Source organism: Flavobacterium sp. Root935 (genome assembly GCF_001429295.1).
Classification (GTDB): domain Bacteria; phylum Bacteroidota; class Bacteroidia; order Flavobacteriales; family Flavobacteriaceae; genus Flavobacterium.
Window position 1 is genome coordinate 124,381 of the sequence record NZ_LMJL01000007.1, and the last position, 26,415, is coordinate 150,795.

The following is a 26,415-nucleotide window of genomic DNA, read 5'->3' on the forward strand; positions in this document are numbered from 1 at the left end:
AAATAAAATATTTCGAAACTTTTCATACAAGAAGTGAAGCTTACCAAAGAGAAATGCAAATTAAAAAAATGAAAAGTAGAAAATACATTGAGAATCTCATAGCTACAAAAGGCTAAAGTATCCCGATGGATCGGGAAGGTGATCGGTTCGAATCCGATATTCTCCCCAGAAACCGTATTACTTAGTTGTGATACGGTTTTTTATTTAGATAGCGACAAAAAACGTAGAATGGAAATTTAAACTTCAACAATAGCCTTTTGCATTAATATGTAATAGCAGAATTACAGCTTTTAAAAGACAACCTGCACAAATAAAAACATTTTTAAGTAACTTACATTAAATTATAACCTTAGCAAAATTTAAGCTTTACCATACAAATTACTAATCTGTAAAATCGACTTAAAAATGACATTATTATTACGATGGTTATTACTACCAATAATAGCTTTGATTGCATTATTATTCTGGAAAGGAAGTCCGCTTCTTATAAAATCAACATTATTAATTATTCCGCTAGCTTTAATTATTGGCTGGTTTGCTCATGAAGGCGCTTTTAGCGGAAGCGGCGGATTAGAAAAAGTATATGGTTTATTAACCTTAATTGGTTTTCTATTATTTTACGAAATCGGAATGTTGATCGATCGTTATTATCTAGTCAAAAAAAGCATTAGTTCTGCGGAAGATGACATATTACTAATCATCGGATTAGTTCTCTTAATTGTATCTGTTATTTATTTTGTAATAATAATTTCAGAATAAAACCATAATTAAGCACTATTATCAAAATTATGATTTAGAAGTTTTGGACCAAAGAATTCTTTTATGGCATCATTTTTTTTCTAAAAAAATGTCCTAATTTATTATATTTAAAACTAAACCAGTATCTCGTTCAAATTTCATCGAATCAATTTTGTAAAAAAATTTAATGATGAAAAAATTAATAGTTTTACTAAGTCTAGTTTTTATGTATTCATGTTCATCTGACGAAAGTCAAGATGGTATGAGTATTGATGGTGGTTATAATATCAATGCTAAAATTAATCCTCCTCAGTGGATTCAAGGAACATGGATTGACTCTAAAGGTCAAATATTTGAATTTACAAAATCTGATATTACTTGTAACTCTTATGGAAATCTTTATTCGGCTAAAGGAGAAGTACAGTATTACATCATTCAGGATGAAGATCCAGAAATTACGCAAACACAAACCGATGATTCTTATATTTTACAATATAAAAATTCTGCTTCTTCCAAAAGAACTTATAGTTTTGTCAAAATATCAGATACAGAAATAGAATCTAAAGGAGCTTTTAAAGGAATTTATACTAAAAAATAAAATCTACCTTTTTATAAAATAAACGATAAAAACCGCATAGCAACTAGTTATGCGGTTTTATTTTTATTTTTCATTTGCCGAATCTTCAGCATCTACGTCGTCTTTGTCTGTTTTTTTGAAATCATTATTCAGCAAATTTTCCAATTTCCTTTTTTCTTTTTGGTTTTTTCTGAGTGTCAAAATAACCAAGATGATAACCAATAGCGCTACAACTCCTATTACAATCCAATTAATTTCCATAGTTTGAATTTTAATTAAATGTAAAGATTTTAATTATTAAGCATATTATCAAAAGGTTAAGTGTTTCTTTAAAGTTAAACAATGCCAATTCCCGAAATATTTCTTTATTTTTATTTTTGTCAAAATCTAAACAAGTAAACCTTTCGGACAATAAAAACAAATGGATCAAACCTTAAAAATTAAATTATTCCCTTTATTACTAAAACTTTCTATAACTGCGATTACAATTTTCATTGTTACTTTTATACAAATTTACTGGACAATGGGAAGCCTTTCTGAAAGAAGTTCAAGCAGCTGTCTCGACTGTTCTTTTTCTTATGACGCTTATTTAATGTCTTTCATTTGTTCAATTTTATTATCAATAGTTTTTCGGTTTCTTTCTTTCCTTAAAAACAGCTATTCAATAGTTTTTCTTCAATTATTATTCTTAATTTCAATATGGTTTTTCTGGAATTACAGCATTTTTGTTGATCGAGAATCTTCGTGGAGCACATTTCTATTTACAGAAGAATTGCTTCATACGCTTACATTGTCATTTTTACCTATTTCCATTTTATCTATAATTACAGTATTTACATTACATTATATTCTAAAAAAGCATGAGTCGAAATAAAAAATAGTATTGAGATTCGATCTCATTATCAGTATATTTCTTTATATAAATTTCAAAATAATCGTTAAAAACAAACCGCTGATTGTTTAATTATGTTTCATTAAAATCTTAAATAATGTCTGAATTAAGTTCTTTATTCTCTAAAGTAAAAATCACAAAAGCGCAGCTAGAAAATTTTTTAAAAAGCGCTCCCGAAAAACCAACCTTAAACGACAACTGGCAAAAATGGTGGGACAGCCGTGAAATGTATTCTAAAATGGATTTAACGCCAGAATATCTTCGTTCCTACAATGAAAAAACCAATCAGGAAGTTCTTGATGGATGGATGGAATACAAACAAGCAATGGCTTTTTCAGACTATGATGAAGCGAAAGAAGAATGGAAATGGGGATTGCTGTTTTTCAGTGAAAATTATGTTGAAATGCTGCCCATGCTTGCTTTTATCGTCAGTATGGAAAAATTCGTTACCGAAAGCACGGAAAACAGAGCAATAGTTTACCCATACTTTTGGGGAGACAGCAATGTTGATGCTTATATTTATTTCGAAAATGGAAAAGCAGTATTAAGTCCGCAAGTAAAAAGCACTTCTGATGTGAATGTCGCTCTAATGGAAAATACTATAGTTTGTCTGGATCAAAAATGGGAGGATTTGTCTAAAAACATGGAAATGGATTAAATCCGAAAGCATTTAAAGTAGATAGCGTGGATTTGTAAAAAATTTTCACTTATTATCAAACTTCTTCCTTCATGTATTTTAAGTAATACTTCAAAAAATACAAAGGAAAAAATGCCCCAGCAACTGGTATACCCCAAAGAGCCTCATAATTCATAGTCTGCTTTTGTACAATCATTAATAAAATAGAGATAAGAATAGGAAATATGTAGTAAGTTCTTTTTTCGTTTTCTCTATCAAAATAAATAAATATTGACGAAAGGAATAAAAGGGCATACAAGAACAGATTAAACATAGAAATCAGAATCAATCCTCTATCATTGTATTTGTAATAAAAATAGGTTAAGAATAGTAATAAAATAAATCCAACGACAAGTTTGGAATCAAAAACGATCCCCATTTATAGCTCATAAAAGCATAAAAGACAAAAAAGAAGAACAAGAAAAAATAATTCCACATAACTTTTAAACTTTCATTTTAAAAAAATCTTCACGTCTTAACGCCTTTGTGCATAGAAAATCTACCTCAACAAAAATCCCATTCGAATCGATCCATAAAAATAACCGCGATTTGTATCATTAACATCACCTTTTGATTCGCGTCCACGGTAAAGGAAGGAATACGAAATATTGAAATTATTGTGACGGTATTTTAAACCTGCTTCACCATTAAAACGAAGTGGAACCAAATCGAAGGTAATTGGGTTGGTATGATTAAACAAGCTGCCTTCGATTGTGGCATCGTAAAATTGGTAATTGACACTTGGTGCCATGTAGAAATAAAACTCCCTTATATTAGGCTGTGCTTCTGAATTTACAGAAGCATGATACATATTAGAATTGTAAATTGGCGTCAGTCTTTTAAAACCAAATCTTGCCATAAAACCTGTTGAAACACCTGTATAAATTGTTCCCAGTCTACCTTCTGATTGAAAGTACAGATCGACAAAATCGTTGTGTTTTGAAGGAAACATTTTTTTTGAATACATTACATGCGCTTGTATTCCAAAAGCGTTATGAAGTTGATGTTCCCAGCCGTATACTTTTTTGTAGCCAATTAAATTATGAAAACCCACCTGTGTTTCTTCCCCTAAAGCATTTGGTCCCATAAAGCCCAGCTGAAAATCGGTTTTTAAAACTGACTCACTTTGATAAAAAAAGCTTCTCCCTGCTTCTGCAAAAAGATAGGCAGTAAAGGGCCGATCGCTTACATACTCTGCTTCTTTATTTATAAATCTCGGATTATAAATATATTGTCCGATACGGAACTCTGTTACTTTTTTATTGATTTTCGGATTTTCATTCTTTGATAAAAAACGATAAAAAATCTCCAATCCGTTAGTGTAATACATGTCATTTTTAGACGAAGTATACAAATCGTTATCCGATATAAAACCTATTTCTGAAGTTTTTCCTTGTCCAAAAGTCAACGTTACTGTTAATATCAGAAAAGCAAAAAAAGTCTTTTTACTTTTTCCCATCACCTTTATAATTGATTTTTCCAACGTATCGCATTTCGCGCACAATTCGTTCTTTTCTTCTATTTATATAACTTGAAGAACCTGTAGCCTTAAATTTTCTTGGATTTGGAAGAATGGCCGCAATTCCTGCCGCCTGCATTGGCGTTAAACTTGAAGCATCACGACGGTACCAATGTTCTGTTGCAGCATAAGCTCCATAAACACCATCACCCATTTCGATACTGTTTAGATAAACTTCCATAATACGCTCTTTGCCCCAAATCAATTCTATTAAAACCGTAAAATAAGCTTCGAGGCCTTTTCGCAAATAACTTTTTCCCTGCCATAAAAAGACGTTTTTGGCGGTTTGTTGCGAAATAGTACTTCCACCGCGAATTCGGCGTCCGCGTTCATTGCTTTTATAGGCTTTTTGAAGTGCTTTAAAATCAAAGCCATTATGCGTTAAGAAAGTAGCGTCTTCACTAGCAATTACTGCTTTTTGCAGATTCATTGAGATTTTCTCAATTGGTTCCCAATCGTGATCAAAATAAACTTCCTTTCCTCCCATTTTATTTTCGATAGCTCGAATGATCATTAAGGGTGTAAAAGGAACGGGAACATATTTAAAAAATATAACCGACCCAATTGATAGTCCGAAAAACCATAAAGCTGCTTTTATAAAAAACCACTTTATTTTTTCTCCTAAAGATCGATTTCCTTTTTTAGGAGACGATTTTGGTTTTGGTTTCGCTGCGGTTGTTTTTTTTGGTACTGGTTTTTTGGGTGCTGCCATTATATTAAATCTGCTAATTCTGTTCCTATTAAACTGCCTATTGCTACTCCCATTCCGCCTAAACGCACTCCACAAAACACGTTTTCAGACAGTTGAGAAACAACAGGGTTTTTACTGTTTCCGACTCCCATTATGCCGCTCCATCGGTGCGCGATCTGAAAATCCTGATTTGGTAAAATTACATTTTTCAGCAAATCTTCCAATTTATTTTGTACAATTTTCGTCTGTCCAAATTCGATTGTGGTTTCTGCCTCAAAATCTAAATTTCGTCCTCCTCCTAATAAAATTCGATTATCAATATTTCTAAAATAATAATAACCGCGATCTAAATGAAACGTTCCTCTTATATCTAAATTGTGAATGGGTTCTGTAATTAAAACTTGCGCCCTTGCGGGTTTTACAGCTCCGCTGGTTAAAGATCCCGCAAAACCATTTGTTGCAAAAAGCAATTTATGGGTTGTAAAATTAAAATTGTTCAGAACAACTTCAACATGATTTCCCGTATCTGCATAAGAAGTTACCGTTTGCTGATTTAGAATTAAAATATTGGCAGCAACTGCCTGCTTCAATAATTCCTGCATCATATTTCCAGTATCAATCTGCGCTTCAAACGGATTAAAAATCAAATATTCCTGAATATTTCCAAATCCAAAACGGTCTATTTCTTTAGAAAAAACATCAGCTTTGAAAAGTGGTTTTAGCACTTCATTGATAAAAGAAATTTTAGAAACACATTCATTAAATCCGAATTCATCTTCTTTCAAAAACAATTCATATCCTCCGTAAGGTTTAAAATCGATCGCAGAATCTCCTAATCTTTTTCGAAGAAGCTGCAAACCTCTCCAGCGTTTTTCTATAAGATTTACTACATCATCTTCTGAATGTGTTTTTAAATCTTCCAAAATTTCAGAAAGGCTTCCAAAACAGGCAAAACCTGCATTCTTTGTACTTGCACCCTGAGGCAGCATTCCTCTTTCGAGAACAAGAATTTTAGCTGTCGGAAATCTTTCGCGTAAGCGCAATGCCGTATGCAGGCCAACGATTCCGCTTCCCACAATTGTATAATCAATATTCGTGAACCAGTTTTTTAATTCCCAATAACTTAATTCCATCTTTTCTAAATTCCAATATTGGGTTAAATTACAATTTTTTAAATTCCAAATTTTAAATAAATTCCAATATTTTATCCCAAGGGTTCGGGACCAAATTTCGAGTTTTCTTTTTAAATTTTCAATCACCACAATTTTTGGAATTTGTTCCCGAACCCTCGGGATAAAAATTAGAACTTTTAACATTTTTTGGGATTTGGAATTTAAAATATTGGAATTTTATTGTTGTATTTTTAGCGCCACAAAAAATAGAATAATTTGATTATGAAAAAAGTATTATTAACAACCTTAATAATGATGAGTTTAAACGCTATCGGACAGAATGTTATGTCACCAGAATTGTTATGGAAATTAGGAAGAGTGACACCTCTTGGCATTTCTAAAGATGCAAAAAATGTTGTTTTTAAAGTTTCTACGCCTTCTGTAGAAGAAAATAAATCGACTTCTAAAATTTACACAATTCCTGTAAACGGAGGAAATGCAGTTGAAATTAAGGATACAAAAGATATCTTGGCTGATAAAAACATTTCGCCAGACGGAAAATTTATCGTTTATAATGAAGAAGTAAAAATCGATAAAGTTTTAGGAAAAGATTTTTATCCGAAATTAACCAAATCTGATGCACAAATTTATGATGGTTTAGATTACCGTCACTGGGATACTTGGAACGAGGGAAAATTTAACCATGTTTTTTATAAAGAAAACAAAGACGGCGCAAAAGGAATCGACATTTTAAAAGGCGAAACTTTTGATTCTCCGCAAAAACCTTTTGGCGGTGACGAGGATTATATCTGGTCGCCAGATAGCAAAAGTATTTTGTATGTGTGCAAGAAAAAAGCAGGAACTGCTTATGCGATTTCTACAAACACAGATATTTATGAGTACAATTTAGAAACTCAAAAAACTATTAATAAAACCGAAGGTAATTTAGGTTATGATACTGCACCGCAGTTTTCTCCAACAGGAAATTTAACTTGGTTACAAATGAAACGCGACGGTTACGAGTCTGATAAAAACGATATTATTGTTGAGTTTAAAGGAATCAAAACTAACTTAACTGCAAACTGGGACGGAACTGTAGATAATTTTATCTGGAGTAAAGACGGAAAAACAGTTTTCTTTGTGGCTCCAATTGACGGAACAAAACAACTTTTCTCTGTTAATTTTCCAGGTTTGACTAAAATCGCAATCAACGTTCGCCAATTGACAAACGGAGATTTTGATGTGAATGATTTAGTAGGTTTTTCTGGAGATGATATTATTGTTACAAGAAGTGACATGAATCATGCTGGTGAAATTTTCTCTTTCAATTTGAAGAAAAATACTTGGAAACAGCTTTCAAATGTGAATACAGAAACGTACAAGTCTTTAACTTTAAGTAAGACTGAAAAACGTTACGTTACAACTACTGATGGCAAAAAAATGCTGGTTTGGGTAATTTTACCTCCAAATTTTGATGCCTCTAAAAAATATCCAACTTTATTATTCTGTCAAGGCGGACCACAAAGTGCATTGACTCAATCGTATTCTTTCCGTTGGAATTTCTCTTTGATGGCCGCAAAAGGCTATGTGGTAGTTGCTCCAAACCGTCGTGGAATGCCAGGACATGGTGTTGAATGGAACGAGCAAATTAGTAAAGATTGGGGCGGACAAGTTATGGACGATTATCTTTCTGCAATTGATGATGTTGCTAAAGAAAAATACGTTGATAAAACTCGTTTAGGATGCGTTGGTGCTAGTTATGGAGGATATTCTGTGTTTTATTTAGCTGGAATTCACAAAAACCGTTTCAAAACTTTTATCGCTCACGATGGTGTTTTCAATACTGTTTCAATGTTAGGAACTACTGAGGAAGTTTTCTTTAACAACTGGGATTTTGGCGGACCTTACTGGGAAAAAGATAATGCTGTAGCTCAAAAAGCTTATACAACTTTTAATCCAGCAACTTTGGTTCAGAACTGGAACAAACCAATTTTGATTTTCCAAGGAGGAAAAGATTTCCGCGTGCCAATCGGGCAGGGACAAGAAGCTTTTCAAGCAGCACAGTTAAGAGGCATTAAAAGCCGTTTTGTTTATTTTCCAGATGAAAATCACTGGGTGTTAAAACCTCAAAATGCTCAGGTTTGGCAAGGTGAATTTTTTAAATGGTTAGATGAAACTCTTTAATTCATAAAAAAGATCAATTCACAGCCGTAGATTTTACATAATCTACGGCTGTTTTTATTTGCAGACCTTATAATTATGTAACATATCGAAGAGATTTACTTTTCGGTAAACAGATTTTTTTAGATAAATTGCAGGAGTTTAGATTCATCCCAAATTTACAAACATTTTCAGCAAAATATGGAGAGCAAAAGAAGTTACACAGCACTCAAAGTTTTATTCAGCTATGTTGCATTATTGGCTTTGGTTGTTACAGTTGGATGGTTTTTATATTCTGAAAATGTCGTTTACAACAAACTGGAAGACAAAATTGCTTTCGAAAAAACCAAAATTCTTAGAGTCAGTAAACTTTTCTCGAACGTTTATAAAACAGAAAGTTTAGCAAGACAGACTATTCAAAATAACTCCGAAAAAGATTTTAAAAATTATTTGATCGAGACAGATTCGCTTCGTCTTCGCATCGATACTTTAAAACAAATTGTTACTACAGAATATCAAAAAACACTTTTGGACAGTGTGACTTATCTTTTATCTGAAAAGACTAAAAATATCAAGCAGTTAAAAGAAATTAAAAATAAAGCAGATGACGAAACTTCTGTAAATAATGCTATTGACGAAATCACGAAAATGGAGTTTAATTTAAGAAAACTCGAACTTCAGGATTTCACCAAAAACCCAAACCAATTGGGAAGTTATCAGCGAGGCGTTTTACAGCGATATGTAGATTATCTCAATCAAAATATTCCAGACGACAGCACCAATACGTTGAGCAAAAAAGCTTCGGATTCTATTTTAGCAAATTCTAAAAAGCTGTTGAGCACCGTGAAAATGAAAGCTGAAAAGAAAAAAGAATCCCTAAATTTTGAAGAAAACAAACTGCTTCAAAACGAAATGGCGATTTCAGATCAGCTGCGAAAAGTACTTCGAATTATTGAACGAGAAATCATTATCAATTCGATAAAAAACAATTCACTAAAAGAAAAATCACTAAAAAGAGTCAATGAAATCGTGACGGCTTCTGCTGTTATTGGTTTATTGCTGACAGTGTTTTTCTCTATTTTAATTGTGAGTGATTATTCTAAATCACAGGTTTATAAAAAACAACTGGAAATTGCCAATTTCAAAACCAAAAACCTTCTTAAAAGCCGCGAGCAATTAATCTCGACTGTAAGCCACGATTTAAAAACTCCTTTGAGTACGATTGTGGGATATTCTGAACTTTTAGGAAATTCAGATATTAATACCAAGCAGTCTTATTTTGTAAAAAACATTAAAAATTCTTCTGAATATATTACACAGCTAGTACAGGATTTATTGGACTTTTCGAAGATCGAAGCGGGAAAAATTGCCATCGAAAAAGTTCCGTTTTTACTTCCCGAAATTATTGAAGATGTTGCCAAAAACATTCAAACTGTTTACAAGGAAAAAAATATTGACCTGATTATTAATGTCGATGAAAAGTTTCAGAAACGCATTGTTGGTGATCCTTTTCGACTAAAACAAATCTTAACCAATATTATTGGAAACGCATATAAATTTACAGAGGAAGGACATATTAGAATTGCCGCTTACGCGAATGAAGACCAGACTTTTACTATTTCTATTCAAGATACGGGAATTGGAATTGAAAAAGGAAATCAAAAATTAGTTTTTGAAGAATTTGCACAAGCCAATGAAAATATCGAGAAAAAATATGGTGGCACTGGTTTAGGATTATCGATCTGCCAAAAGATTATTTCTATTTTGGGCGGAACTTTAAGTTTAGAAAGTATTTATGGCAAAGGAAGCACCTTTAAAGTTGAACTGCCATTAATTTTTGATAATAGCCAGCCAACTACGACTAAAGTCAAAAACAAGCCATTAAAAAACACTAAAAAACAAACTTTTATTGTTGTTGACGATGACATTAATCTGTTGAATCTGACAAGTGGTGTTTTAAAACAAGAACAACATCAGGTTTTATCTTTTAGCAATCCTGCAAAGGCTTTAGAAACCATTCAAAACACGCCTTTTGATTTTGTGATTACTGATATTCAGATGCCAGAAATCGACGGATTTTTGTTCTTAGAAAAGCTTCGTGAACTTCCTGATTCTGTTTTCAAAAATCAGCCCGTAATAGCGTTAACTGGTCGAACAGATTTGGACCTTTCGGTTTATAAAGAAGCTGGTTTTTCTACTGTTGTCAAAAAGCCATATTCGCCAAAAATTTTGCTCGAAACTATCCAGCATATTTTAGACAATGAAGAAATTCCGGATACTGAATTTTCAGAAACTGCAGAAAATCATTCTTCTCAAATGTATTCTTTAGATACTTTAAAAGATTTTCTTGGTCAAGATGAATCCGCTTTGAAAGAGGTTCTAAAATCTTTCATAGACAGCAGTATAGAAAATATAGGTCTTTTGAGCACGGCTATACAAGAAAACAATCACGACGAAATAAAATCGATTGCACATCGTATTGCGCCAATGTTTAAACAAATTCAGGCGAATGAAATTGGTGAGATTTTAAAGAAATTAGAAAAAGACGATTTGAATACTTTAGATTTGGAAAGTATGTTTATCGATTTAAAAGAAAAAATGAATGTCTTTTTTGAAGAATTAAAACAAGAAGTATAAAAAAAGTAAAGCATTTTTTTAAATGCTTTACTCTATGTTGTATTGTTTCAATTTATTGTAAAGCGTCTTCCTAGTAATTTTTAAGAGCTTCGCTGCCTCCGATTTATTATTCTGTGCTTTTGATAAAGCGTGAATAATAGTCTCTCTTTCATTTTCAGATAATGACATTCCTGCTGCAGGCTGTTGTTTTTGAATTTGAAAAAATTCTGCTGGAAGTACATCACTTTCAATAAAATTACCACGAGATAAAAGAGTTGCACGTTTTACGCAATTCTGCAATTCTCTTAGATTTCCAGGCCAGCTATAATTTTGAAAAATAGAAACTACTTCTGGAGAAAATCCGATGATATCTTTATTTAACTGCTGATTTGCTTTTTCTAAGAAATAATCGGCAAAAACCATTAAATCTTCATCACGATCTTTTAAAGATGGAGACTGAATCGAAAACTCGTTGATTCTATGGTATAAATCTTCTCTAAAATCGCCGTTTTTTACTGCCTCGCGCAAATCTTCATTTGTAGCTGTAATAATGCGTATATCGACGTTTATTTCTTTATTACTTCCAACGGGTTTAATTTTTCTTTCTTGAAGTGCTCTTAACAACTGAATTTGATTTTCGTATGAAAGATTTCCAATTTCATCCAAAAATAATGTTCCACCATTTGCTGCTTCAAAATAACCCATTTTATCACTGATCGCTCCTGTAAAAGATCCTTTTAAATGACCAAAAAATTCACTCGCAGCTAATTCTTTCGGAATAGCACCGCAGTCAACTGCTATAAAATTATTGTTTTTTCTCTGGCTTTGCTGATGTATACTTTTTGCAATAATTTCTTTTCCAGTTCCGCTTTCGCCGATAATTAAAACCGACATATCAGTAGGACTGACTAATTCAATATGATCTAACAGTTTTTTAGAAGCAACAGAAATTCCTTTTACAAACTCATTTTCTGTAGAAACTGTTTTTTTGACTTTCTTTTTTTCTTTAACCGGAGTTTCGGTTTCGTCTTCCAGCTCTTGCGATTTTAGAGCGTTAGTAATAACTAATAAAACCTCATCGGGATTGAAAGGTTTAGAAATATAATCTGCCGCGCCATTCTTAATGGCTTTAACTGCAGTATTTACATCCGAATATCCCGTCATCAAAATGACTGGAATATTAGGGTATGAATTTTTGAATTCTGACATTAAAGCAATACCGTCAAAATCAGGCAGACGAAGATCTGTCAAAATCAAATCGAAAGATTCGTTTTTAACTGCTGTACGCGCTTCTGCAGCAGAGAAAGCTATCGTTACATCGTAAGCTTTTTTAATTAGAAATTTTTCTAATAATTTGCAAAACGCGATGTCATCTTCTATCAATAATATCTTCGGCATTTGAGTTTAGGGAGTTTTTTGCTAAAATAAGACTATTAAAATTGTATTTTCACAAAATTATGCAAAAAAAAAGAGATTGCACGTCGCAATCTCTTTTTCACCAAAAACATAAATCTAAATTCACCTAATTATATCTTCAACCAGTTACCATTGACATCTGAGTAAACAGTAGCCTTTTGGTCTCCAACTGATATTTCGAGTTTATACTCTTTTTTTTCGTTTACAAATGCTTTCTCCAATTTTGCACCTGGATAAGCTGTCTGCAAGGCTGTTTTTACAGCTGCAGGCACAGCATCTGCAGCAACTTCTGTATATTCGGACTGAATAATGACAGTAGTTTTAATATCTTCTGAAACTGGCAATACATCTGCATGAATTGACATTGTTCCAAAAAGGATAACTGCTGATAACATTAATTTTTTCATGATGCTGATTTTTAATTATTTTTTAATGATATTACCAGAAGCATCTGTAAAAATAGTATACTTCTTGTCTCCATTTGAAATCTCAAGTTTGTACTCGTTTTTCTCGTTTTTATAAGCTTTTTCAAGCTTAGTTTTCGGGAAAGATTTTTCAACTGTAGACTTTACTGCTGCTGGAACGGCGTCTGCAGCTACTTCAGTAAATTCATCTTGAATTAGTACTGATTGAGAAATCGAAATTGCTGGCAGTATAGCGGCATTTACCGATAAACTTCCTAAAACAATCGCTGCTGATAAGATTAACTTTTTCATAATATTGTGGTTTAAAAATTATTTTTTAAGAATGTTACCAGAAGCGTCTGTAAAGACAATTGACTTTTCACCTCTAACAGTGATCTCAATTTTGTACTCCTTTTTGTCATTTACCCATGCTTTTTCAAGCACTACACCAGGATAAGCCTCGTCTAAGCCTTTCTTTACAGCTGCCGGAACTCCGTCTACTTCTTTATATCCATCCTGATCATTAACTGTCTGTACCATTGGGCTGGTTACAGCAGTGGTTTCTGCGTGCATCGACAAACTGCCTAAAACAATTGCTGCCGATAGAATCAACTTTTTCATAGTAATAGTTTTTAAGGGTTAGTCTTAGATTATTTTTTAATCCAAGTTCCGTCTGCGTTTGCAAAAAGATTTCCTGTTTTATCTCCAACAGTTACTTCTAACTTGTACTCAGATTTTGTGTTTTTAAATGCTTTAGTAAGCACAGCATCTGGATATGCTTTTTTAAGAGCATCTGTTACTGCTGTTGGAAGCTCTTCCAATTTAATTTCTGTATAATCATCTTGGATAGAGATTGTTTTTACGATAGTATTTGAAATTGGCGAAGTTGAAGCAAATGATGTTAAACCTCCCAAAACGATTGCGGCTGATAAAAATAAATTTTTCATGATAGTTATATTTTAATGTTGTTAATTTTATTTTAGTATTCTTGAACTGGATTTTCACACCAATCTATTTTTAGATTATTTTTTAATCCAAGTTCCGTCTGCATTAGCGAAAAGATTTCCAACTTTGTCACCAACAGTAACGTCAAGTTTGTACTCTGATTTTTCGTTTTTATATGCTTTTGTAATTACTGCTTCTGGATATGCTTTTTTCAAAGCTTCTGTAATTGCAGCTGGTAATTCTTCTAATTTGATCTCTGTGTATTCGTCTTCAATAGAAATCGTTTTTACGATTGTATTTGTTACTTGTGTATTTGAAGCGAATGAAGTTAAACTTCCTAAGACAATTGCGGCTGATAAAAATAAATTTTTCATAACGTATATATTTAATATTAATAGTTGTTTACGCTTTAGGTAATGAAATTATTATGCCGTAATAGAAAAGAACTGTGCCAAACGCCATAAACCCTTATTTTTAAAGGGTTTGATTAATTATGCCAAAAAAAGATAAATTTCAAAAAGTGTGTAAAAGATAAAAAAGGTGTGTAATAAGTAAACACTTAAAGTGTAACCTTAGAAGAAATTTCAAATTTTAAAATTCCAAATTCCAATGTTTGAGATTCAAATTATAACTCCAAGTTGGAATTTGGAGTTTATTTATTGGAATTTTAAATAAAGTGCATATAAAAGAAAAAAGGCTGTCAAAAAAATTGACAGCCTTTATAATTATTCTGGATCTTTCATTTTAAATGTATCCATAAATGCAGTTGTATAATCTCCTGCAATATATTGTGGATCATCCATTAATTGTCTATGGAAAGGTATTGTAGTTTTTACACCTTCAATTACGAACTCGTCCAAAGCTCTACGCATTTTGCTGATAGCTTCTTCACGAGACTGCGCTGTTGTAATTAACTTAGCAATCATAGAATCGTAGTTTGGCGGGATACTATAACCTGAATATACGTGAGTATCTAAACGTACTCCGTGTCCTCCTGGCATATGAAGCGTAGTAATTTTTCCTGGTGAAGGACGAAAATCGTTATAAGGATCTTCAGCATTAATACGACATTCGATAGCGTGTAATTCTGGAAGATAGTTTTTACCAGAAATTGGAATTCCAGCAGCAACCATAATCTGCTCACGGATCAAATCATAATCAATAACTTGTTCTGTGATTGGATGCTCAACTTGGATACGAGTATTCATTTCCATAAAATAGAAGTTTCTGTGTTTGTCCACTAAAAATTCTACAGTTCCAGCTCCTTCGTATTTAATGAATTCAGCCGCTTTTACAGCCGCTTCTCCCATTCTTGTACGTAAGTCATCTGTCATGAAAGGTGAAGGAGTTTCTTCAGTAAGTTTTTGGTGACGACGTTGTACAGAGCAGTCTCTTTCAGAAAGGTGACAGGCTTTTCCGTAAGAATCGCCAACAACTTGAATTTCGATATGGCGTGGTTCTTCAATAAGCTTTTCCATGTACATTCCGTCATTTCCGAATGCAGCAGCAGCTTCTTGACGCGCGCTTTCCCAAGCTTTTAAAAGCTCTTCTTCTTTCCAGATAGCACGCATTCCTTTTCCACCACCACCAGCAGTAGCTTTCATCATAACTGGATAACCAATTTCTTTAGCTACTTTTTGTGCATGCTCGTAAGATTCTAATAATCCGTCTGAACCTGGCACACAAGGAACTCCTGCTGCTTTCATTGTAGCTTTTGCAGAAGCTTTATCACCCATTCTGTCAATCATTTCTGGAGCAGCACCGATAAATTTAATTCCGTGCTCTTGACAAATTTTTGAGAATTTAGCATTCTCAGAAAGAAAACCGTATCCTGGGTGTATTGCATCTGCATTTGTAATTTCTGCAGCTGCAATGATATTTGACATTTTCAAATACGATAAGTTACTCGGAGGAGGACCAATACAAACCGCTTCATCAGCAAATTTAACATGTAAACTTTCTGCGTCGGCTGTAGAGTAAACTGCAACAGTTTTGATTCCCATTTCCTTACATGTACGAATTACACGAAGTGCAATTTCTCCTCTATTCGCAATTAATATTTTTTTAAACATCTTATTTTAATTAGATAATTAGATAATTAGACAATTTGATAATTAGATAATTTTAGATGATTAACAAAACTTATATTATGAACCATTCTAAAATCTAAAATCTAAAATCTAAATTTATTTATGATGGATCTACTAAGAATAAAGGTTGGTCAAATTCTACTGGAGACATATCGTCAACAAGAATTTTTACAATTTTACCAGAAACTTCAGATTCGATTTCGTTGAATAATTTCATTGCTTCAATTACACAAAGAACATCTCCTTTTGAAATAGTGCTTCCTACTTCTGTGAAAACTGGTTTGTCTGGAGATGGTTTTCTATAAAAAGTTCCAATGATTGGAGATTTTATAGTTATGTATTTAGAATCGTTAGCAGCTGGTGCTTCTGGAGTTACATTTACAACTGTTGGAGCAGTAACTTGTGGAGCTGTTACCTGAGGTAAAGCTGCCTGAGTTGGTAATTGCTGCACGTAAGTTGCCTCAGTTACATTTGTTTCTAAAGTTGTTCTGATCGTGATTTTTACATCATCCATTTCTAACTTCACTTCTGCAACGCCCGAATTTGCAACAAATTTGATTAGGTTTTGAATTTCTTTTAAATCCATAATGATTCGTTTTTAGTTTTAATTTATTTCTTATCGTAAGCCCATTTTAAATAGATAGATCCCCAAGTGAATCCACCACCAAAAGCAGCAAAGATAACATTATCTCCTTTTTTAAGCTTATCTTCAAAATCTGCCAATACTAATGGTAAAGTTCCAGAAGTAGTATTACCATATCTTTCGATATTTACTAATACTTTAGAATCATCCAATTCCAATCTTCCAGCAGTAGCATCAATAATACGTTTGTTAGCTTGGTGTGGCACTAACCAATCTACATCTTGATTTGTCAAATTATTTCTTTGTAAAATCAATTCGCTGGCATCGGCCATATTAGTCACAGCATATTTGAAAACAGTTTTTCCGTCTTGCATAATATTGTGCTGTCTGTTTTTTACAGTTTCTTCAGAAGGCGGAATCAAAGATCCTCCAGCTGGAATTTTAAGAAAATCGCGTCCTACACCGTCACTTCTTAAGTATTCATCCTGCAAACCTAGACCTTCGTAATTTGGTTCAAAAAGAACTGCACCAGCTCCATCACCAAAAATAATACAAGTTGCTCTGTCTGTATAATCTACAATTGATGACATTTTATCGGCACCAATTAAAAGTACTTTTTTGTAACGTCCTGACTGAACATAAGCTGCAGCAGTAGACATTCCGTATAAGAAACTTGAACATGCAGCCTGCAGATCGTATGCAAATGCATTTGTAGCCCCAATTTCTGTTGCAACAAATACTCCTGTAGAAGCCACCATCATATCTGGTGTTGCTGTTGCCATTATAATCATATCAATCTCTAAAGGATCAATATTTGCTTTTGCAATTAAATCTTGCGCTGCTTTTATAGCAAGATAAGATGTGCCTTTATCAGCATCTTTAAGAATTCTTCTCTCTTTAATTCCTGTTCGAGTAGTAATCCACTCGTCATTGGTATCAACCATTGTTTCTAAAACTTTGTTAGAAAGTACAAAGTCAGGAACGTAAGCGCCAACAGCGGTAATAGCGGCTGTGATTTTATTCATTATATTCTATTATTTCCTTTCAAATACTGCGATTTGAAAAATTTTTAAAAGACTTGAAAATTACAAAAAAAAACGAAGCGATTTTGTCTATATTTTCTTAAAAAACAAAAATTATAACCAACAAAAAAAACTCTCACTATGTGAGAGTTCTAGTATAATTTACAAAAACGTATTAAGCAACCGCTTCAGATTTATCGATAACAACTTGCCCTCTGTAGTACATTTTACCTTCATGCCAGTAAGCTCTGTGGTATAAATGCGCTTCACCTGTAATAGGACATGTAGCGATTTGAGCTACAGTAGCTTTATAATGTGTTCTTCTCTTATCTCTTCTTGTTTTCGAGGTTTTTCTCTTAGGATGTGCCATTTTACTATATTATTTATCCGTTAATAGTTTCTTTAATTTTTCCCAACGCGGGTCAATATCTTCTTCTTTATTACTCTCTTCCTTTTGTTCTTTTACACTTAATTCATTCAATTTTGTCAAAGCTTCGGTTTGTAATGTTCCGTCTTTAACACCTGGATGAATTCTTTTTTGAGGCACCGAAAGTGCAATCATTTCATAAATGTATTGTGACACATCTAATTCATGTTCTCCATGCGGCAAAATCAACAATTCTTCATTATCATTATTGAACTCGTCTCCAAAGCGAACAATTAATTTCATTTTCCCTTTTATAGGAAGATCAAAATCTTCGCCTGTTAGATCACAAGGCACATTTACAGTTCCTTTGTGTTTGAATTCTAACTCTAACATGTTGCTTTTCTTTTCGAAAACCAAATTCACTTTAATATCTGAACTTTGAAACTCTTCATAGTCAAAGTCCTTAAAGAACGTGTTATTTATTTGATACTCAAAATGGTGTTTTCCTAGTTTTAATCCTACGAAAGGAATTAAAAATTCTTTTGTTTTGCTCATTTCAACATCAATTTGATCAATTCAGTTCTATAACTAGATGTCTGAATTGGGGTGCAAAGATATAAAATTATTATAAATCTAATAATCTTATTCACCTTTTTTTGTTTATAACTGTTTTTCTTTTATTTTAAGAGGTTTTTGGCTAATCTCCTCATACTGATTACGCGAGCGAAAAATGTCTATTGCAAGATATACTGCCTCTGTAAATGAATTGTGATCTGCCATGTCTTTTCCTGCAATATCATAAGCTGTACCATGATCTGGAGAAGTCCTAACTCTATTCAAACCAGCTGTATAGTTCACGCCTTTTCCAAAAGATAATGTTTTAAACGGGATCAATCCTTGGTCGTGATACATTGCTACAATAGCATCATATTTTTCGTATTGACCGCTTCCAAAAAAACCATCCGCAGGAAATGGACCAAAAACCATTGTTCCAGAATCGAATAGCTTCTTTAAAACTGGCTTCAAAACCAAATCATCTTCTTTTCCAATGACACCACCATCACCTGCATGCGGATTTAATCCTAAAACTGCAATTTTCGGCTTCACTATACTAAAATCTTGAATTAAAGATTTTTTAATCGTTTCAATTTTTTTAGTAATCAATTCTTCTGTTAAATGAGAAGCCACCTCATTTAAAGGCACATGATCTGTAATTAAACCCACTCTTAAGTTATCCTGCACCATCATCATAAGCGCATTGCCTTCTAATTCCTGATTTAGATAATCTGTATGTCCTGGAAATTTAAAACCTTCAGATTGTATGTTATACTTATTAATAGGTGCTGTTACCAGAACATCTATTTCGTCATCTTTTAAAGCTTTTGTTGCTGCTGCAAAAGATTTTATCGCATACTCCCCTATTTTTGGATCATTTACACCAAAATTTACATCAATACTTTCTTTCCAAAGATTTAAAACATTTACTTTTCCAGGTACAACTTGATCTAATTTATCAATCCCGTGAAACTGAACTGTAGAGGTAAAACTTTTTTTTACGAAAGAAAGAATTTTAGCATTTGCAAAAATAACCGGCGTACACAATTCTAACATGCGAGAATCCTCGAATGTTTTTAATATAACTTCGCTTCCAATACCGTTTAAATCTCCTACTGAAATTCCAACAATTATATTTTCTGCTTTTTTATTCATGAGCTCAGTTTATTTATTACTAATTTTGATGTGCAAATTTAGTAAAATAAAACCACAATGTTCACAGGAATTATAGAAACCCTTGGTACGATTCACGAAATCAAAAAAGACCTTAACAATCTTCACGTAACAGTAGACTCTTCGATAACTAACGAATTAAAAATAGATCAAAGCGTTTCGCATAACGGAATCTGTCTTACCGTTGTAGCCATTAAAGATTCTCTTTATACCGTAACAGCAATCGATGAGACAATTTCAAAAACCAATATTGGTGATTGGAAAGCAGGCGATATTGTAAATTTAGAACGAGGCATGAAACTTGGCGATCGTCTTGACGGACATATTGTTCAAGGCCATGTTGACCAAACAGGAACGTGTATTAAAATTGAAGAAGCCAACGGAAGCTGGAATTACACTTTTGAATACGATAAAGATTTAAATAACATTACAATAGAAAAAGGTTCGATTACTGTAAACGGAGTAAGTCTTACAGTTGTGAATTCTAAAACTCATGAATTTAGTGTTTCAATTATTCCTTATACTTATGAACACACTAACTTTAAAGACTTCAAAGTTGGAACAAAAATAAATTTAGAATTTGATGTAGTTGGAAAATACATTTCAAGACTTTATTCTATTAATAAATAACTTACTGATTTCCTATAAAAAAAGCTTCAATTTAAATTGAAGCTTTTTTTGTTTGATTTTTATATATTACGGTCGCACCTAATGCTAAACCGCCAATTAGTAAAAACACGATATTTTGATCTATTGGAAATGGCGGGTTACAAAATGGCTCACAATCATCCTCACTCATTGTGGTCATACTTTCAGTACTTTTCCCTGCCATATCTGGAGGGGGAGGATTACTTGATCCAGCTGCCATAAAGGAAACATTTAAAATTATTAAAGCAACTGCTAAAAATGGGGCTTTTAGATTTTTCATAAAATTCAAGCTGCTAAAGCAAGCTATAATTATTAACAAATATTCTTTAATAGAAATTTTGCATAAATACATTCCTATTTGCAAAATCTTGGACAAAAGTATAAGTTTTTTGCACAAAAGCAATATTTAAAACAAAAAACATAAAACAAATTTTAACACTTTTTTCAACAAATAGCTTAATCCCTTTTTAGAAAACGTTGTAGCTCATAAAAAGCTCATTTTCATTACTATTTACTAATTCAACAAGCTTATAAGAATTTCCTGATTTTAAAAAAAGAACAATAACTGTAACCAAAATTTCTTCATTAAAAGTTACGTAAAAACTTAAACCTTGGATCTTATTTTTTTTACACGGGAACAATCTTTTGAATTAATATATTTGCATTGGCTATCAATAAAAAAACAAGCTCTTTTTTAAAAACCAAAAAACAATGAAAAACAAATATACAGTTGGAAGTTTATATGCTGGTGTCGGCGGTATTTGTTTAGGCTTTGAAAATGCAGGTTTTAAACTAGAATGGGCGAATGAATTTGATAAAAAAGCCTGTATCACTTACAGAAACAATTTCAACCATACTCTTATAGAAGGTGATGTAATGGAGATTGATGTTAAAAATCTTAAAAAAATTGACATTCTTACCGCAGGATTTCCTTGCCAGCCATTTTCTCTTGCTGGTCATAGAAAAGGCTTTAATGACAGCAGGGGAAATCATTTTTTTAAAATATTGGATTTCATTGACGAGATGAGGCCGAAGGTTGTATTTCTTGAAAATGTAAAAAATTTAAAAAGTCATGATAACGGAAATACAATGAAAGTAATTCAAAGCGAAATAAAAAAACGCAATTATACTTTTGACAGCGCTATTTTGAATACCAAAGATTTTGGAAACATTCCGCATAGTCGTGAAAGGATTTTCATGGTTGCTTTCGATAAAAGTTTCGTAAAAAAAGGCTTTAAATTTACCTTTCCTGAAAAAGAGCCGTTAACTAAAAAGATTACTGATTTAATCACAAAAGAAAATGTCGATAAAAAATTCTATTACACGGAAGAGAAATATATGTACAACATGCTGAAAGAAGCTGTTGTGAGTAAAGACAGAATTTACCAGTTTAGAAGACAATACGTAAGAGAAAATAAATCTAAAGTCTGCCCTACGCTAACTGCAAATATGGGAACCGGCGGACATAATGTTCCTATTATAACGACAGATTTTGGTTTTAGAAAATTAACCCCAAGAGAATGTTTTCGTTTTCAAGGTTTTCCCGACACTTATAAACTACCTTCTATTTCAAATTCTAGTCTTTATAAGCAGGCTGGAAATTCCGTAAGCATGCCCGTGATTGAAAGATTGGCCTCGGAAATATTTAAGTGCATTGAAAAAATTGAAACCAAGAAAGCAAAAGCTCAAAAGGTTTAAATACTTAAAAGCATTATTGCTCCTTCAATTTTAGCCAAACAAACTTCTAAGTTTTTTCTAATTTCTTGACTCCAAAACCTTAGAACTGTCCAATTTTCTGAAACTAGAAAAGCATTGACTTCTTCATCTCTTTTCATATTCCTTTCAATTTTCGGAATCCAATATTCGCGATTTGATTTAATTCTCAATTGCTGGACTTCCCAATCTTTTCCGTGAAAAAATTCACTGTCTACAAAAATGGCAATTTTATATTTGGCAAAAGTAATATCAGGTTTACCAAATATCTTTTTATTGTTTTTTCGATATCGGTAACCGAGATTCCACAAAGCTTTAGCAAGCCTTATTTCGTCTTTTGTAGCAGTACTTTTTATCGCCTGCATATTTTTCCTCCTTTGTTCGGGAGTTAAATTATCCATCGTAAGATTAAATTTGTTTCTGACAGATAAAGTTAGTTATTTAACGGAAATGAAAATTCAATTATTTGAGGTTAAATATTGTATTATTTTCATTTTAAAATAGGAAGAAAAACAAAAAAGCCTTTACATTTCTGCAAAGGCTTTCTATTTCTAAAGAAGTGGTCCCACCTGGGCTCGAACCAGGGACCACCTGATTATGAGTCAGGTGCTCTAACCAGCTGAGCTATAGGACCGGTTTAGAGGATGCAATATTACTACTATTTTTGATTCACTCCAAATATTTTAAGACATCATTTGTATTTAATTTTAAATCTTTTGCTGAATTTCAAAAACGAAATTGATTTTCAATGTCTTATTTAAAAATTAAAATGACATTTTTTTATTTAATTTCCTGACAAAGCTCCACCAAAACACCATTTGTGTTCTTCGGATGAAGAAAAACAACCAATTTATTATCGGCGCCCTTCTTCGGAATTTCATTTATCAGAACAAAACCTTCTTTTTTGAGGCGGATAATTTCTGCTTCGATATCATCAACGTCAAAAGCAATGTGATGAATTCCTTCTCCTTTTTTTTCTAGAAATTTAGCAATCGGACTTTCTGGATTTGTCGCTGCCAGAAGTTCAATTTTATTATTGCCCGTTTGAAAGAAAGAAGTCAGTACGCCTTCGCTTTCTACAGCTTCCATTTTATAGGAAGGAACGCCCAGCATTTTTTCGAACAAAACATTGGCATCATCCATGTTTTTTACTGCAATTCCGATATGTTCTATTTTGTTTACCATTGTTAAAATTTTATTGATTTACATAAGTATTAAAATAACCACATTCTGCAATTACATCTTGATAATACTTTGTATCTGAATAGTCTTTCTTTAAAGCTTTAAAAGAATTCCAAGCAATAAAATTAACTTTATCATCTTGAATTTCCCAGTAACTGTTTATGTTATTATACTTTTTATTGTAATAATCATTTCGTTCGCATTTTGAAATCAGATACAGACATTTTGCTTTTTGTTCTTTGTTCGAAGCAGCTTCAAAAGCTTTTTGGTAATACATTTTCGAAACTGAATTATTGGTAATCATTTCTTTCATTGCATTTCTAAACGAATACGGACTCGAGCCATAACCCACAATATTAATTTCGTAGAAAGTTCTTCCGTTCCCGAAATGAGAAATATTATAAAATGCATTTCCTAACAAAAGACTATTGGTATAAACATCTTCTTTCTGCGCCAATTTTTCCTGCATCGATTTTATCGTAGTCAGAAAATCCATGTAGGTATATTTTCTTTTTTGATAAGCGACATGATCACAATCGTGACAATCTTTAATACTTCCGTTGAACGGATTTCCTAAAAATTTATAATATTGCACTGAATCTGCCTGTTTCAAATATTCGATCGCTTCAGGAATTTTGTTTTTGAAAGTCGCCTGAACTGCCTGAAAATTATTAATATCTTTCAATTTCAAACTATAAATTCCAGCACCAATTTTCTCGATTTCGGTTTTATTGGTTTTTTCTAAAAAAGCTTTCATTGCCAGCAAGTCCTTTTCATTATCATAAAATGAATTTCCATCATTCCAATAGCTGTAACGAGACTCATTAAACAATTCTGCCATTACTGGATTTGACTTAGCTTTGTATAAAGCTGCCAAATAATTTTTACTCCATTGAAAAGCATTTTGATAACGGAACTCACTTCTTTTATAATTTTTTGGCAGTTCAAAATAAATCCAATTTAGATCTGCTAAAACGGTTTTTACATTGTTATCATCTAGTTTATCTATTTTGCTCAAGTTATTTACAAAACGCAATAATCGAATCTGATAACTTGCCAGTTCGGTTTTTGGCAGCGTTTTTACTGCTTTAGTGTAATTCTTGTCTGCATTGGCATAATCGCCTTTTAGTGTTTGAAGATAGCCTATTGCAATATCCCATAAATATGGTTTTTCAGTATTTCCCGCTGCAGAAATTTTAGCAATTAAATCAAATGCACTTTTATCAATCTTTGCTTGATTTTCACTTTTATTTTCTGCTATTGTCTGAGGCTTGGTCGGTTGATTTTCGCCTGCATTCTGCTGAAAAGAATTATTTATTTTTTGCTCCAGTGAATTCACCAATCTTGTTGCCAGATAGTTTAAATGTTCGCTTTTCGGATCTAATTCATAAATCTTTTCGATCGCCTGTTTTTCATCTTTATAATAACCATGAATTGCCCAAAGCGCCGCTTTCTCACTATTATTTTTAGCCATTGCTAAAGCTTTAGTCCAATCCGATTCATTTTTGGGGTGAAAACTATACGCAGTTACCACGCGTAATTCTGGACATTTATCAAAAACCTGGGCATATAAATAGTTAGAAACCGCATATTTTTTCTGTTGGTAATTGATTCCTGCAACATACGCCAAAGCACGATAATACAAAGTATTTTTTGCAACAGAACTTTCTGTTTTATTAAAAAAATCAATTGCTTTTTGTTTATCATTGCTATAAAAACGAGCCTTCATCGTTAAAAACCAATATCTGTTTTTCAAAAATGGATCTGATAAAGTATTGTACACATTTTCGATAGATTGAATCATCTTCGCATCATTGAATGTTTTTGCCACAACTGGATCGTAACTCCAGTAATCTTCTCCAATCGAAACGGTTTCAATTTTTTGAGCCAAATACAAGAATTCAATAAAATCCTTAATCTTCTCGTCTTTCAAATTAATCTTTTTTCCCCATTTCTGCGAACTCTTATTTTCTTTTTTGCTTTTATAAAAAACATGCAGATCTGTAATTTCTTCTTTGTTTTTAATCACATTTTTATCGTCAGAATAGTATCTTGGTTTTTCGTCACCAATCAAAAAATAATTTACCGTTGTAGTGTCCACTTTACCTTTAAGGTAATTGGCCCAATCTGATTTTATGTTTCCGTTAAAACGGGAATTGTGCTGGGTATCAAAACCAATTCCATAAAAAATTCCTCCTGACAAGAACAAGGGAGAATACGATTTGTCTGCAAAAGTTTCTGGCGTAAAATTAGAATTGTAACCAAAGAAATCCCAGTCGTCTCCGCCGGCGCAGGCATAAATAATTCCGTATATCGAAAGTAAAGCGAGGCTAAAACTCAGAAATAACTTGTTCAAAAATATTCTTTTCATAATTGTTTAAATTGAATTCGTCTAAATCGTAAAATATAATTTCTTTTGGTTTTTGCGGCAGATTTTCATCCAGATCTTCTGCCATTTCTTTTAAATCTTTTGTGCTGATTTCTTCTATTTTCAGCAAATCTTTCTCTTCGTAAAAAACACCATTTTTATAATTAGATTGTTTTGCTCTAAAAAAAATCGGGCTTATTTTTTCAAAATTCGAATCTTGAAGAAGGTCTTTAATATTCATTTTCGAACGAAGTCCTATTACTTTATTATTTCTAATGTGAACTCCCCAAGAATAAATGGGAAGTGCCAAATCAAGATGAAGCGGATATTTCTTCAAACTCTTCAAATATTTTGAAGCCGCTTTTTGATCGTAAATAGAATTTAGCGAATCTGGTGCAATCGACCCCATGTTGTAATACATTAAAACTCCAGAATCGACATTTGGGATTTTTGTTTTTTTGAAATATTTGACTTGATGCAGTCGGATTGTTGCCGAAAGCTTCTTCTTCGATAGCTTTTTAAAAACTTCCACAAACTTCAAATAATTGTCTTTGCTATTCAATGTCCAATCGCAGTCAATTTGAATTTCGTCACAAGATATTTTATTCTTTTGGTTGATCTGTTCAATAAAACCAAATGTTTTCTCAGCCAAATCATTTACCTCCAGATTGGGCTGCAGCATTACTTTGTTCTGAATAAAGACAACTGGAACAACAGCATATTGATTAAGATTTTCGTCAAAGCGAATTGGACTAACCGGAATTGGATTTTTCGTTTCTGGATGAACTCCAATATCAAAATACCTTATATAAAGCTTTTGAACATTGTTTTCATTTAAAACTTCTCTTTCCGTTTTTGAAAATTTTAATATTGTTTTCCAATAATAAAAAGAAATAACAGGCTTTTCGTTTTTACTGCAGGAGAAGAGTAAAAAGAGAAATAAAATTGGAAAAAGTCGCTTTAACAAA

The 26,415-nt window shown here is 32.5% G+C and carries 29 protein-coding genes and 1 tRNA gene; 8 read left to right on the forward strand and 22 right to left on the reverse strand.

What is annotated here, in order from left to right:
• The first annotated feature begins 405 nt into the window (after positions 1-405).
• Together ASE40_RS02080 and ASE40_RS02085 are read left to right on the forward strand one after the other, a co-directional pair.
• Entirely contained in the window at positions 406-759 is a 354-nt protein-coding gene (locus ASE40_RS02080) for a hypothetical protein (protein WP_057115149.1), read from the forward strand.
• Between the two features lie 169 nt (positions 760-928).
• Positions 929-1,336 (forward strand): hypothetical protein, encoded by a 408-nt coding sequence (locus tag ASE40_RS02085; protein WP_057115150.1) that lies wholly within the window; start codon positions 929-931, stop codon positions 1,334-1,336.
• Positions 1,337-1,399: 63 nt separating this feature from the next.
• Here ASE40_RS02085 and ASE40_RS22085 read toward each other — a convergent pair whose 3' ends face one another.
• Positions 1,400-1,576, reverse strand: coding sequence for a hypothetical protein (locus ASE40_RS22085; RefSeq protein WP_166669332.1), 177 nt, complete (start codon positions 1,574-1,576; stop codon positions 1,400-1,402).
• 160 nt (positions 1,577-1,736) lie between these two features.
• Between ASE40_RS22085 and ASE40_RS21660 the strand changes: the two genes are divergently transcribed.
• Both ASE40_RS21660 and ASE40_RS02090 read left to right on the forward strand, forming a co-directional pair.
• Entirely contained in the window at positions 1,737-2,189 is a 453-nt protein-coding gene (locus ASE40_RS21660; protein ID WP_082586731.1) for a hypothetical protein, read from the forward strand.
• A 115-nt stretch (positions 2,190-2,304) separates the two neighbouring features.
• Entirely contained in the window at positions 2,305-2,865 is a 561-nt protein-coding gene (locus tag ASE40_RS02090; RefSeq protein ID WP_057115151.1) for a hypothetical protein, read from the forward strand.
• 517 nt (positions 2,866-3,382) lie between these two features.
• Here the strand turns inward: ASE40_RS02090 and ASE40_RS02100 are convergent.
• Genes ASE40_RS02100 through ASE40_RS02110 form a run of 3 tightly spaced genes read right to left on the reverse strand, consistent with a single transcriptional unit; the run spans position 3,383 to position 6,226 of the window.
• On the reverse strand, positions 3,383-4,342 hold the full coding sequence (locus ASE40_RS02100; RefSeq protein WP_057115153.1) for a lipid A deacylase LpxR family protein: 960 nt from the start codon (positions 4,340-4,342) through the stop codon (positions 3,383-3,385).
• Positions 4,329-5,114 (reverse strand): monofunctional biosynthetic peptidoglycan transglycosylase, encoded by a 786-nt coding sequence (gene mtgA / locus ASE40_RS02105; protein WP_057115154.1) that lies wholly within the window; start codon positions 5,112-5,114, stop codon positions 4,329-4,331. The genes ASE40_RS02100 and mtgA overlap by 14 nt, the downstream gene beginning before the upstream one ends.
• Entirely contained in the window at positions 5,114-6,226 is a 1,113-nt protein-coding gene (locus tag ASE40_RS02110) for an NAD(P)/FAD-dependent oxidoreductase (RefSeq protein WP_057115960.1), read from the reverse strand. Before ASE40_RS02110 ends, mtgA begins: the two co-directional genes overlap by 1 nt.
• Before the next feature lie 261 nt (positions 6,227-6,487).
• On the opposite strand from ASE40_RS02110, the gene ASE40_RS02115 reads away from it, so the two are divergent.
• Positions 6,488-8,389 carry a S9 family peptidase gene (locus tag ASE40_RS02115; protein WP_057115155.1) on the forward strand — a complete coding sequence of 634 codons (1,902 nt, stop codon included), beginning with the start codon at positions 6,488-6,490 and terminating at the stop codon, positions 8,387-8,389.
• A 177-nt stretch (positions 8,390-8,566) separates the two neighbouring features.
• Entirely contained in the window at positions 8,567-11,002 is a 2,436-nt protein-coding gene (locus ASE40_RS02120; RefSeq protein WP_057115156.1) for a hybrid sensor histidine kinase/response regulator, read from the forward strand.
• Between the two features lie 27 nt (positions 11,003-11,029).
• On the opposite strand, the gene ASE40_RS02125 is transcribed toward ASE40_RS02120, so the two are convergent.
• The 12 genes from ASE40_RS02125 to pdxA form a co-directional block, all read right to left on the reverse strand.
• Positions 11,030-12,379 (reverse strand): sigma-54-dependent transcriptional regulator, encoded by a 1,350-nt coding sequence (locus ASE40_RS02125; RefSeq protein WP_057115157.1) that lies wholly within the window; start codon positions 12,377-12,379, stop codon positions 11,030-11,032.
• 128 nt (positions 12,380-12,507) lie between these two features.
• The gene (locus ASE40_RS02130) at positions 12,508-12,804 is read right to left on the reverse strand and encodes a hypothetical protein (protein ID WP_057115158.1); all 297 of its coding nucleotides are present in this window, start codon (positions 12,802-12,804) and stop codon (positions 12,508-12,510) included.
• A 15-nt stretch (positions 12,805-12,819) separates the two neighbouring features.
• Positions 12,820-13,113, reverse strand: coding sequence for a PepSY-like domain-containing protein (locus ASE40_RS02135; RefSeq protein ID WP_057115159.1), 294 nt, complete (start codon positions 13,111-13,113; stop codon positions 12,820-12,822).
• 18 nt (positions 13,114-13,131) lie between these two features.
• On the reverse strand, positions 13,132-13,422 hold the full coding sequence (locus ASE40_RS02140) for a hypothetical protein (RefSeq protein ID WP_057115160.1): 291 nt from the start codon (positions 13,420-13,422) through the stop codon (positions 13,132-13,134).
• A gap of 29 nt (positions 13,423-13,451) precedes the next feature.
• Entirely contained in the window at positions 13,452-13,748 is a 297-nt protein-coding gene (locus tag ASE40_RS02145) for a hypothetical protein (RefSeq protein ID WP_057115161.1), read from the reverse strand.
• A gap of 75 nt (positions 13,749-13,823) precedes the next feature.
• A complete protein-coding gene (locus ASE40_RS02150; RefSeq protein WP_057115162.1) occupies positions 13,824-14,120 on the reverse strand; it encodes a hypothetical protein in 297 nt (98 codons plus the stop codon).
• A gap of 351 nt (positions 14,121-14,471) precedes the next feature.
• Positions 14,472-15,818, reverse strand: a complete 1,347-nt coding sequence (accC, locus tag ASE40_RS02155; RefSeq protein WP_057115163.1) for an acetyl-CoA carboxylase biotin carboxylase subunit — start codon at positions 15,816-15,818, stop codon at positions 14,472-14,474.
• Positions 15,819-15,936: 118 nt separating this feature from the next.
• On the reverse strand, positions 15,937-16,422 hold the full coding sequence (gene accB, locus ASE40_RS02160; RefSeq protein WP_057115164.1) for an acetyl-CoA carboxylase biotin carboxyl carrier protein: 486 nt from the start codon (positions 16,420-16,422) through the stop codon (positions 15,937-15,939).
• 23 nt (positions 16,423-16,445) lie between these two features.
• The gene (locus ASE40_RS02165) at positions 16,446-17,444 is read right to left on the reverse strand and encodes a beta-ketoacyl-ACP synthase III (protein WP_057115165.1); all 999 of its coding nucleotides are present in this window, start codon (positions 17,442-17,444) and stop codon (positions 16,446-16,448) included.
• 172 nt (positions 17,445-17,616) lie between these two features.
• A complete protein-coding gene (rpmF, locus tag ASE40_RS02170) occupies positions 17,617-17,811 on the reverse strand; it encodes a 50S ribosomal protein L32 (RefSeq protein WP_008465217.1) in 195 nt (64 codons plus the stop codon).
• Positions 17,812-17,820: 9 nt separating this feature from the next.
• Positions 17,821-18,363 (reverse strand): YceD family protein, encoded by a 543-nt coding sequence (locus tag ASE40_RS02175; protein WP_057115166.1) that lies wholly within the window; start codon positions 18,361-18,363, stop codon positions 17,821-17,823.
• Between the two features lie 105 nt (positions 18,364-18,468).
• A complete protein-coding gene (gene pdxA, locus ASE40_RS02180) occupies positions 18,469-19,518 on the reverse strand; it encodes a 4-hydroxythreonine-4-phosphate dehydrogenase PdxA (RefSeq protein WP_057115167.1) in 1,050 nt (349 codons plus the stop codon).
• 57 nt (positions 19,519-19,575) lie between these two features.
• Here pdxA and ASE40_RS02185 point away from each other — a divergent pair, with 57 nt between their 5' ends.
• Complete coding sequence (locus ASE40_RS02185) at positions 19,576-20,166, forward strand: riboflavin synthase (protein ID WP_057115168.1); 591 nt, start codon at positions 19,576-19,578, stop codon at positions 20,164-20,166.
• Positions 20,167-20,197: 31 nt separating this feature from the next.
• Here ASE40_RS02185 and ASE40_RS02190 read toward each other — a convergent pair whose 3' ends face one another.
• Positions 20,198-20,464, reverse strand: coding sequence for a hypothetical protein (locus tag ASE40_RS02190; RefSeq protein WP_057115169.1), 267 nt, complete (start codon positions 20,462-20,464; stop codon positions 20,198-20,200).
• Between the two features lie 431 nt (positions 20,465-20,895).
• On the opposite strand from ASE40_RS02190, the gene dcm reads away from it, so the two are divergent.
• The gene (gene dcm / locus ASE40_RS02195) at positions 20,896-21,882 is read left to right on the forward strand and encodes a DNA (cytosine-5-)-methyltransferase (RefSeq protein ID WP_057115170.1); all 987 of its coding nucleotides are present in this window, start codon (positions 20,896-20,898) and stop codon (positions 21,880-21,882) included.
• Here dcm and ASE40_RS02200 read toward each other — a convergent pair.
• The 5 genes from ASE40_RS02200 to ASE40_RS02220 all read right to left on the reverse strand — a co-directional run bounded on the left by ASE40_RS02200 (position 21,879) and on the right by ASE40_RS02220 (position 26,414).
• Positions 21,879-22,298: a very short patch repair endonuclease gene (locus ASE40_RS02200; protein WP_057115171.1), complete on the reverse strand. Its 420-nt coding sequence runs from the start codon at positions 22,296-22,298 to the stop codon at positions 21,879-21,881. The two genes, dcm and ASE40_RS02200, sit on opposite strands and share 4 nt — an antisense overlap.
• Positions 22,299-22,457: 159 nt before the next feature.
• Positions 22,458-22,531: transfer RNA gene (locus tag ASE40_RS02205), tRNA-Ile, on the reverse strand.
• Between the two features lie 146 nt (positions 22,532-22,677).
• On the reverse strand, positions 22,678-23,082 hold the full coding sequence (mce, locus tag ASE40_RS02210) for a methylmalonyl-CoA epimerase (protein ID WP_057115172.1): 405 nt from the start codon (positions 23,080-23,082) through the stop codon (positions 22,678-22,680).
• Positions 23,083-23,092: 10 nt separating this feature from the next.
• Complete coding sequence (locus tag ASE40_RS02215; protein WP_057115173.1) at positions 23,093-25,450, reverse strand: hypothetical protein; 2,358 nt, start codon at positions 25,448-25,450, stop codon at positions 23,093-23,095.
• Positions 25,410-26,414: a hypothetical protein gene (locus ASE40_RS02220; protein ID WP_057115961.1), complete on the reverse strand. Its 1,005-nt coding sequence runs from the start codon at positions 26,412-26,414 to the stop codon at positions 25,410-25,412. The genes ASE40_RS02215 and ASE40_RS02220 overlap by 41 nt, the downstream gene beginning before the upstream one ends.
• Position 26,415 lies beyond the last annotated feature (1 nt).

Coding starts and splice junctions, on each gene's coding strand:
- mtgA (WP_057115154.1), bottom strand. CDS start 5,114: ATGGCAGCACCCAAAAAACCAGTACCAAAAAAAACAACCGCAGCGAAA.
- ASE40_RS02150 (WP_057115162.1), bottom strand. CDS start 14,120: ATGAAAAATTTATTTTTATCAGCCGCAATTGTCTTAGGAAGTTTAACT.
- ASE40_RS02140 (WP_057115160.1), bottom strand. CDS start 13,422: ATGAAAAAGTTGATTCTATCGGCAGCAATTGTTTTAGGCAGTTTGTCG.
- accB (WP_057115164.1), bottom strand. CDS start 16,422: ATGGATTTAAAAGAAATTCAAAACCTAATCAAATTTGTTGCAAATTCG.
- ASE40_RS02115 (WP_057115155.1), top strand. CDS start 6,488: ATGAAAAAAGTATTATTAACAACCTTAATAATGATGAGTTTAAACGCT.
- ASE40_RS02080 (WP_057115149.1), top strand. CDS start 406: ATGACATTATTATTACGATGGTTATTACTACCAATAATAGCTTTGATT.
- ASE40_RS02085 (WP_057115150.1), top strand. CDS start 929: ATGAAAAAATTAATAGTTTTACTAAGTCTAGTTTTTATGTATTCATGT.
- ASE40_RS02190 (WP_057115169.1), bottom strand. CDS start 20,464: ATGAAAAATCTAAAAGCCCCATTTTTAGCAGTTGCTTTAATAATTTTA.
- ASE40_RS02175 (WP_057115166.1), bottom strand. CDS start 18,363: ATGAGCAAAACAAAAGAATTTTTAATTCCTTTCGTAGGATTAAAACTA.
- ASE40_RS02130 (WP_057115158.1), bottom strand. CDS start 12,804: ATGAAAAAATTAATGTTATCAGCAGTTATCCTTTTTGGAACAATGTCA.
- ASE40_RS02100 (WP_057115153.1), bottom strand. CDS start 4,342: ATGGGAAAAAGTAAAAAGACTTTTTTTGCTTTTCTGATATTAACAGTA.
- ASE40_RS02120 (WP_057115156.1), top strand. CDS start 8,567: ATGGAGAGCAAAAGAAGTTACACAGCACTCAAAGTTTTATTCAGCTAT.
- ASE40_RS02110 (WP_057115960.1), bottom strand. CDS start 6,226: ATGGAATTAAGTTATTGGGAATTAAAAAACTGGTTCACGAATATTGAT.
- mce (WP_057115172.1), bottom strand. CDS start 23,082: ATGGTAAACAAAATAGAACATATCGGAATTGCAGTAAAAAACATGGAT.
- rpmF (WP_008465217.1), bottom strand. CDS start 17,811: ATGGCACATCCTAAGAGAAAAACCTCGAAAACAAGAAGAGATAAGAGA.
- ASE40_RS02200 (WP_057115171.1), bottom strand. CDS start 22,298: ATGGATAATTTAACTCCCGAACAAAGGAGGAAAAATATGCAGGCGATA.
- ASE40_RS02215 (WP_057115173.1), bottom strand. CDS start 25,450: ATGAAAAGAATATTTTTGAACAAGTTATTTCTGAGTTTTAGCCTCGCT.
- ASE40_RS22085 (WP_166669332.1), bottom strand. CDS start 1,576: ATGGAAATTAATTGGATTGTAATAGGAGTTGTAGCGCTATTGGTTATC.
- ASE40_RS02145 (WP_057115161.1), bottom strand. CDS start 13,748: ATGAAAAATTTATTTTTATCAGCCGCAATCGTTTTGGGAGGTTTAACA.
- ASE40_RS02165 (WP_057115165.1), bottom strand. CDS start 17,444: ATGAATAAAATCACAGCCGCTATTACCGCTGTTGGCGCTTACGTTCCT.
- pdxA (WP_057115167.1), bottom strand. CDS start 19,518: ATGAATAAAAAAGCAGAAAATATAATTGTTGGAATTTCAGTAGGAGAT.
- ASE40_RS02185 (WP_057115168.1), top strand. CDS start 19,576: ATGTTCACAGGAATTATAGAAACCCTTGGTACGATTCACGAAATCAAA.
- ASE40_RS21660 (WP_082586731.1), top strand. CDS start 1,737: ATGGATCAAACCTTAAAAATTAAATTATTCCCTTTATTACTAAAACTT.
- accC (WP_057115163.1), bottom strand. CDS start 15,818: ATGTTTAAAAAAATATTAATTGCGAATAGAGGAGAAATTGCACTTCGT.
- ASE40_RS02135 (WP_057115159.1), bottom strand. CDS start 13,113: ATGAAAAAGTTAATCTTATCAGCAGCGATTGTTTTAGGAAGTTTATCG.
- dcm (WP_057115170.1), top strand. CDS start 20,896: ATGAAAAACAAATATACAGTTGGAAGTTTATATGCTGGTGTCGGCGGT.
- ASE40_RS02090 (WP_057115151.1), top strand. CDS start 2,305: ATGTCTGAATTAAGTTCTTTATTCTCTAAAGTAAAAATCACAAAAGCG.
- ASE40_RS02125 (WP_057115157.1), bottom strand. CDS start 12,379: ATGCCGAAGATATTATTGATAGAAGATGACATCGCGTTTTGCAAATTA.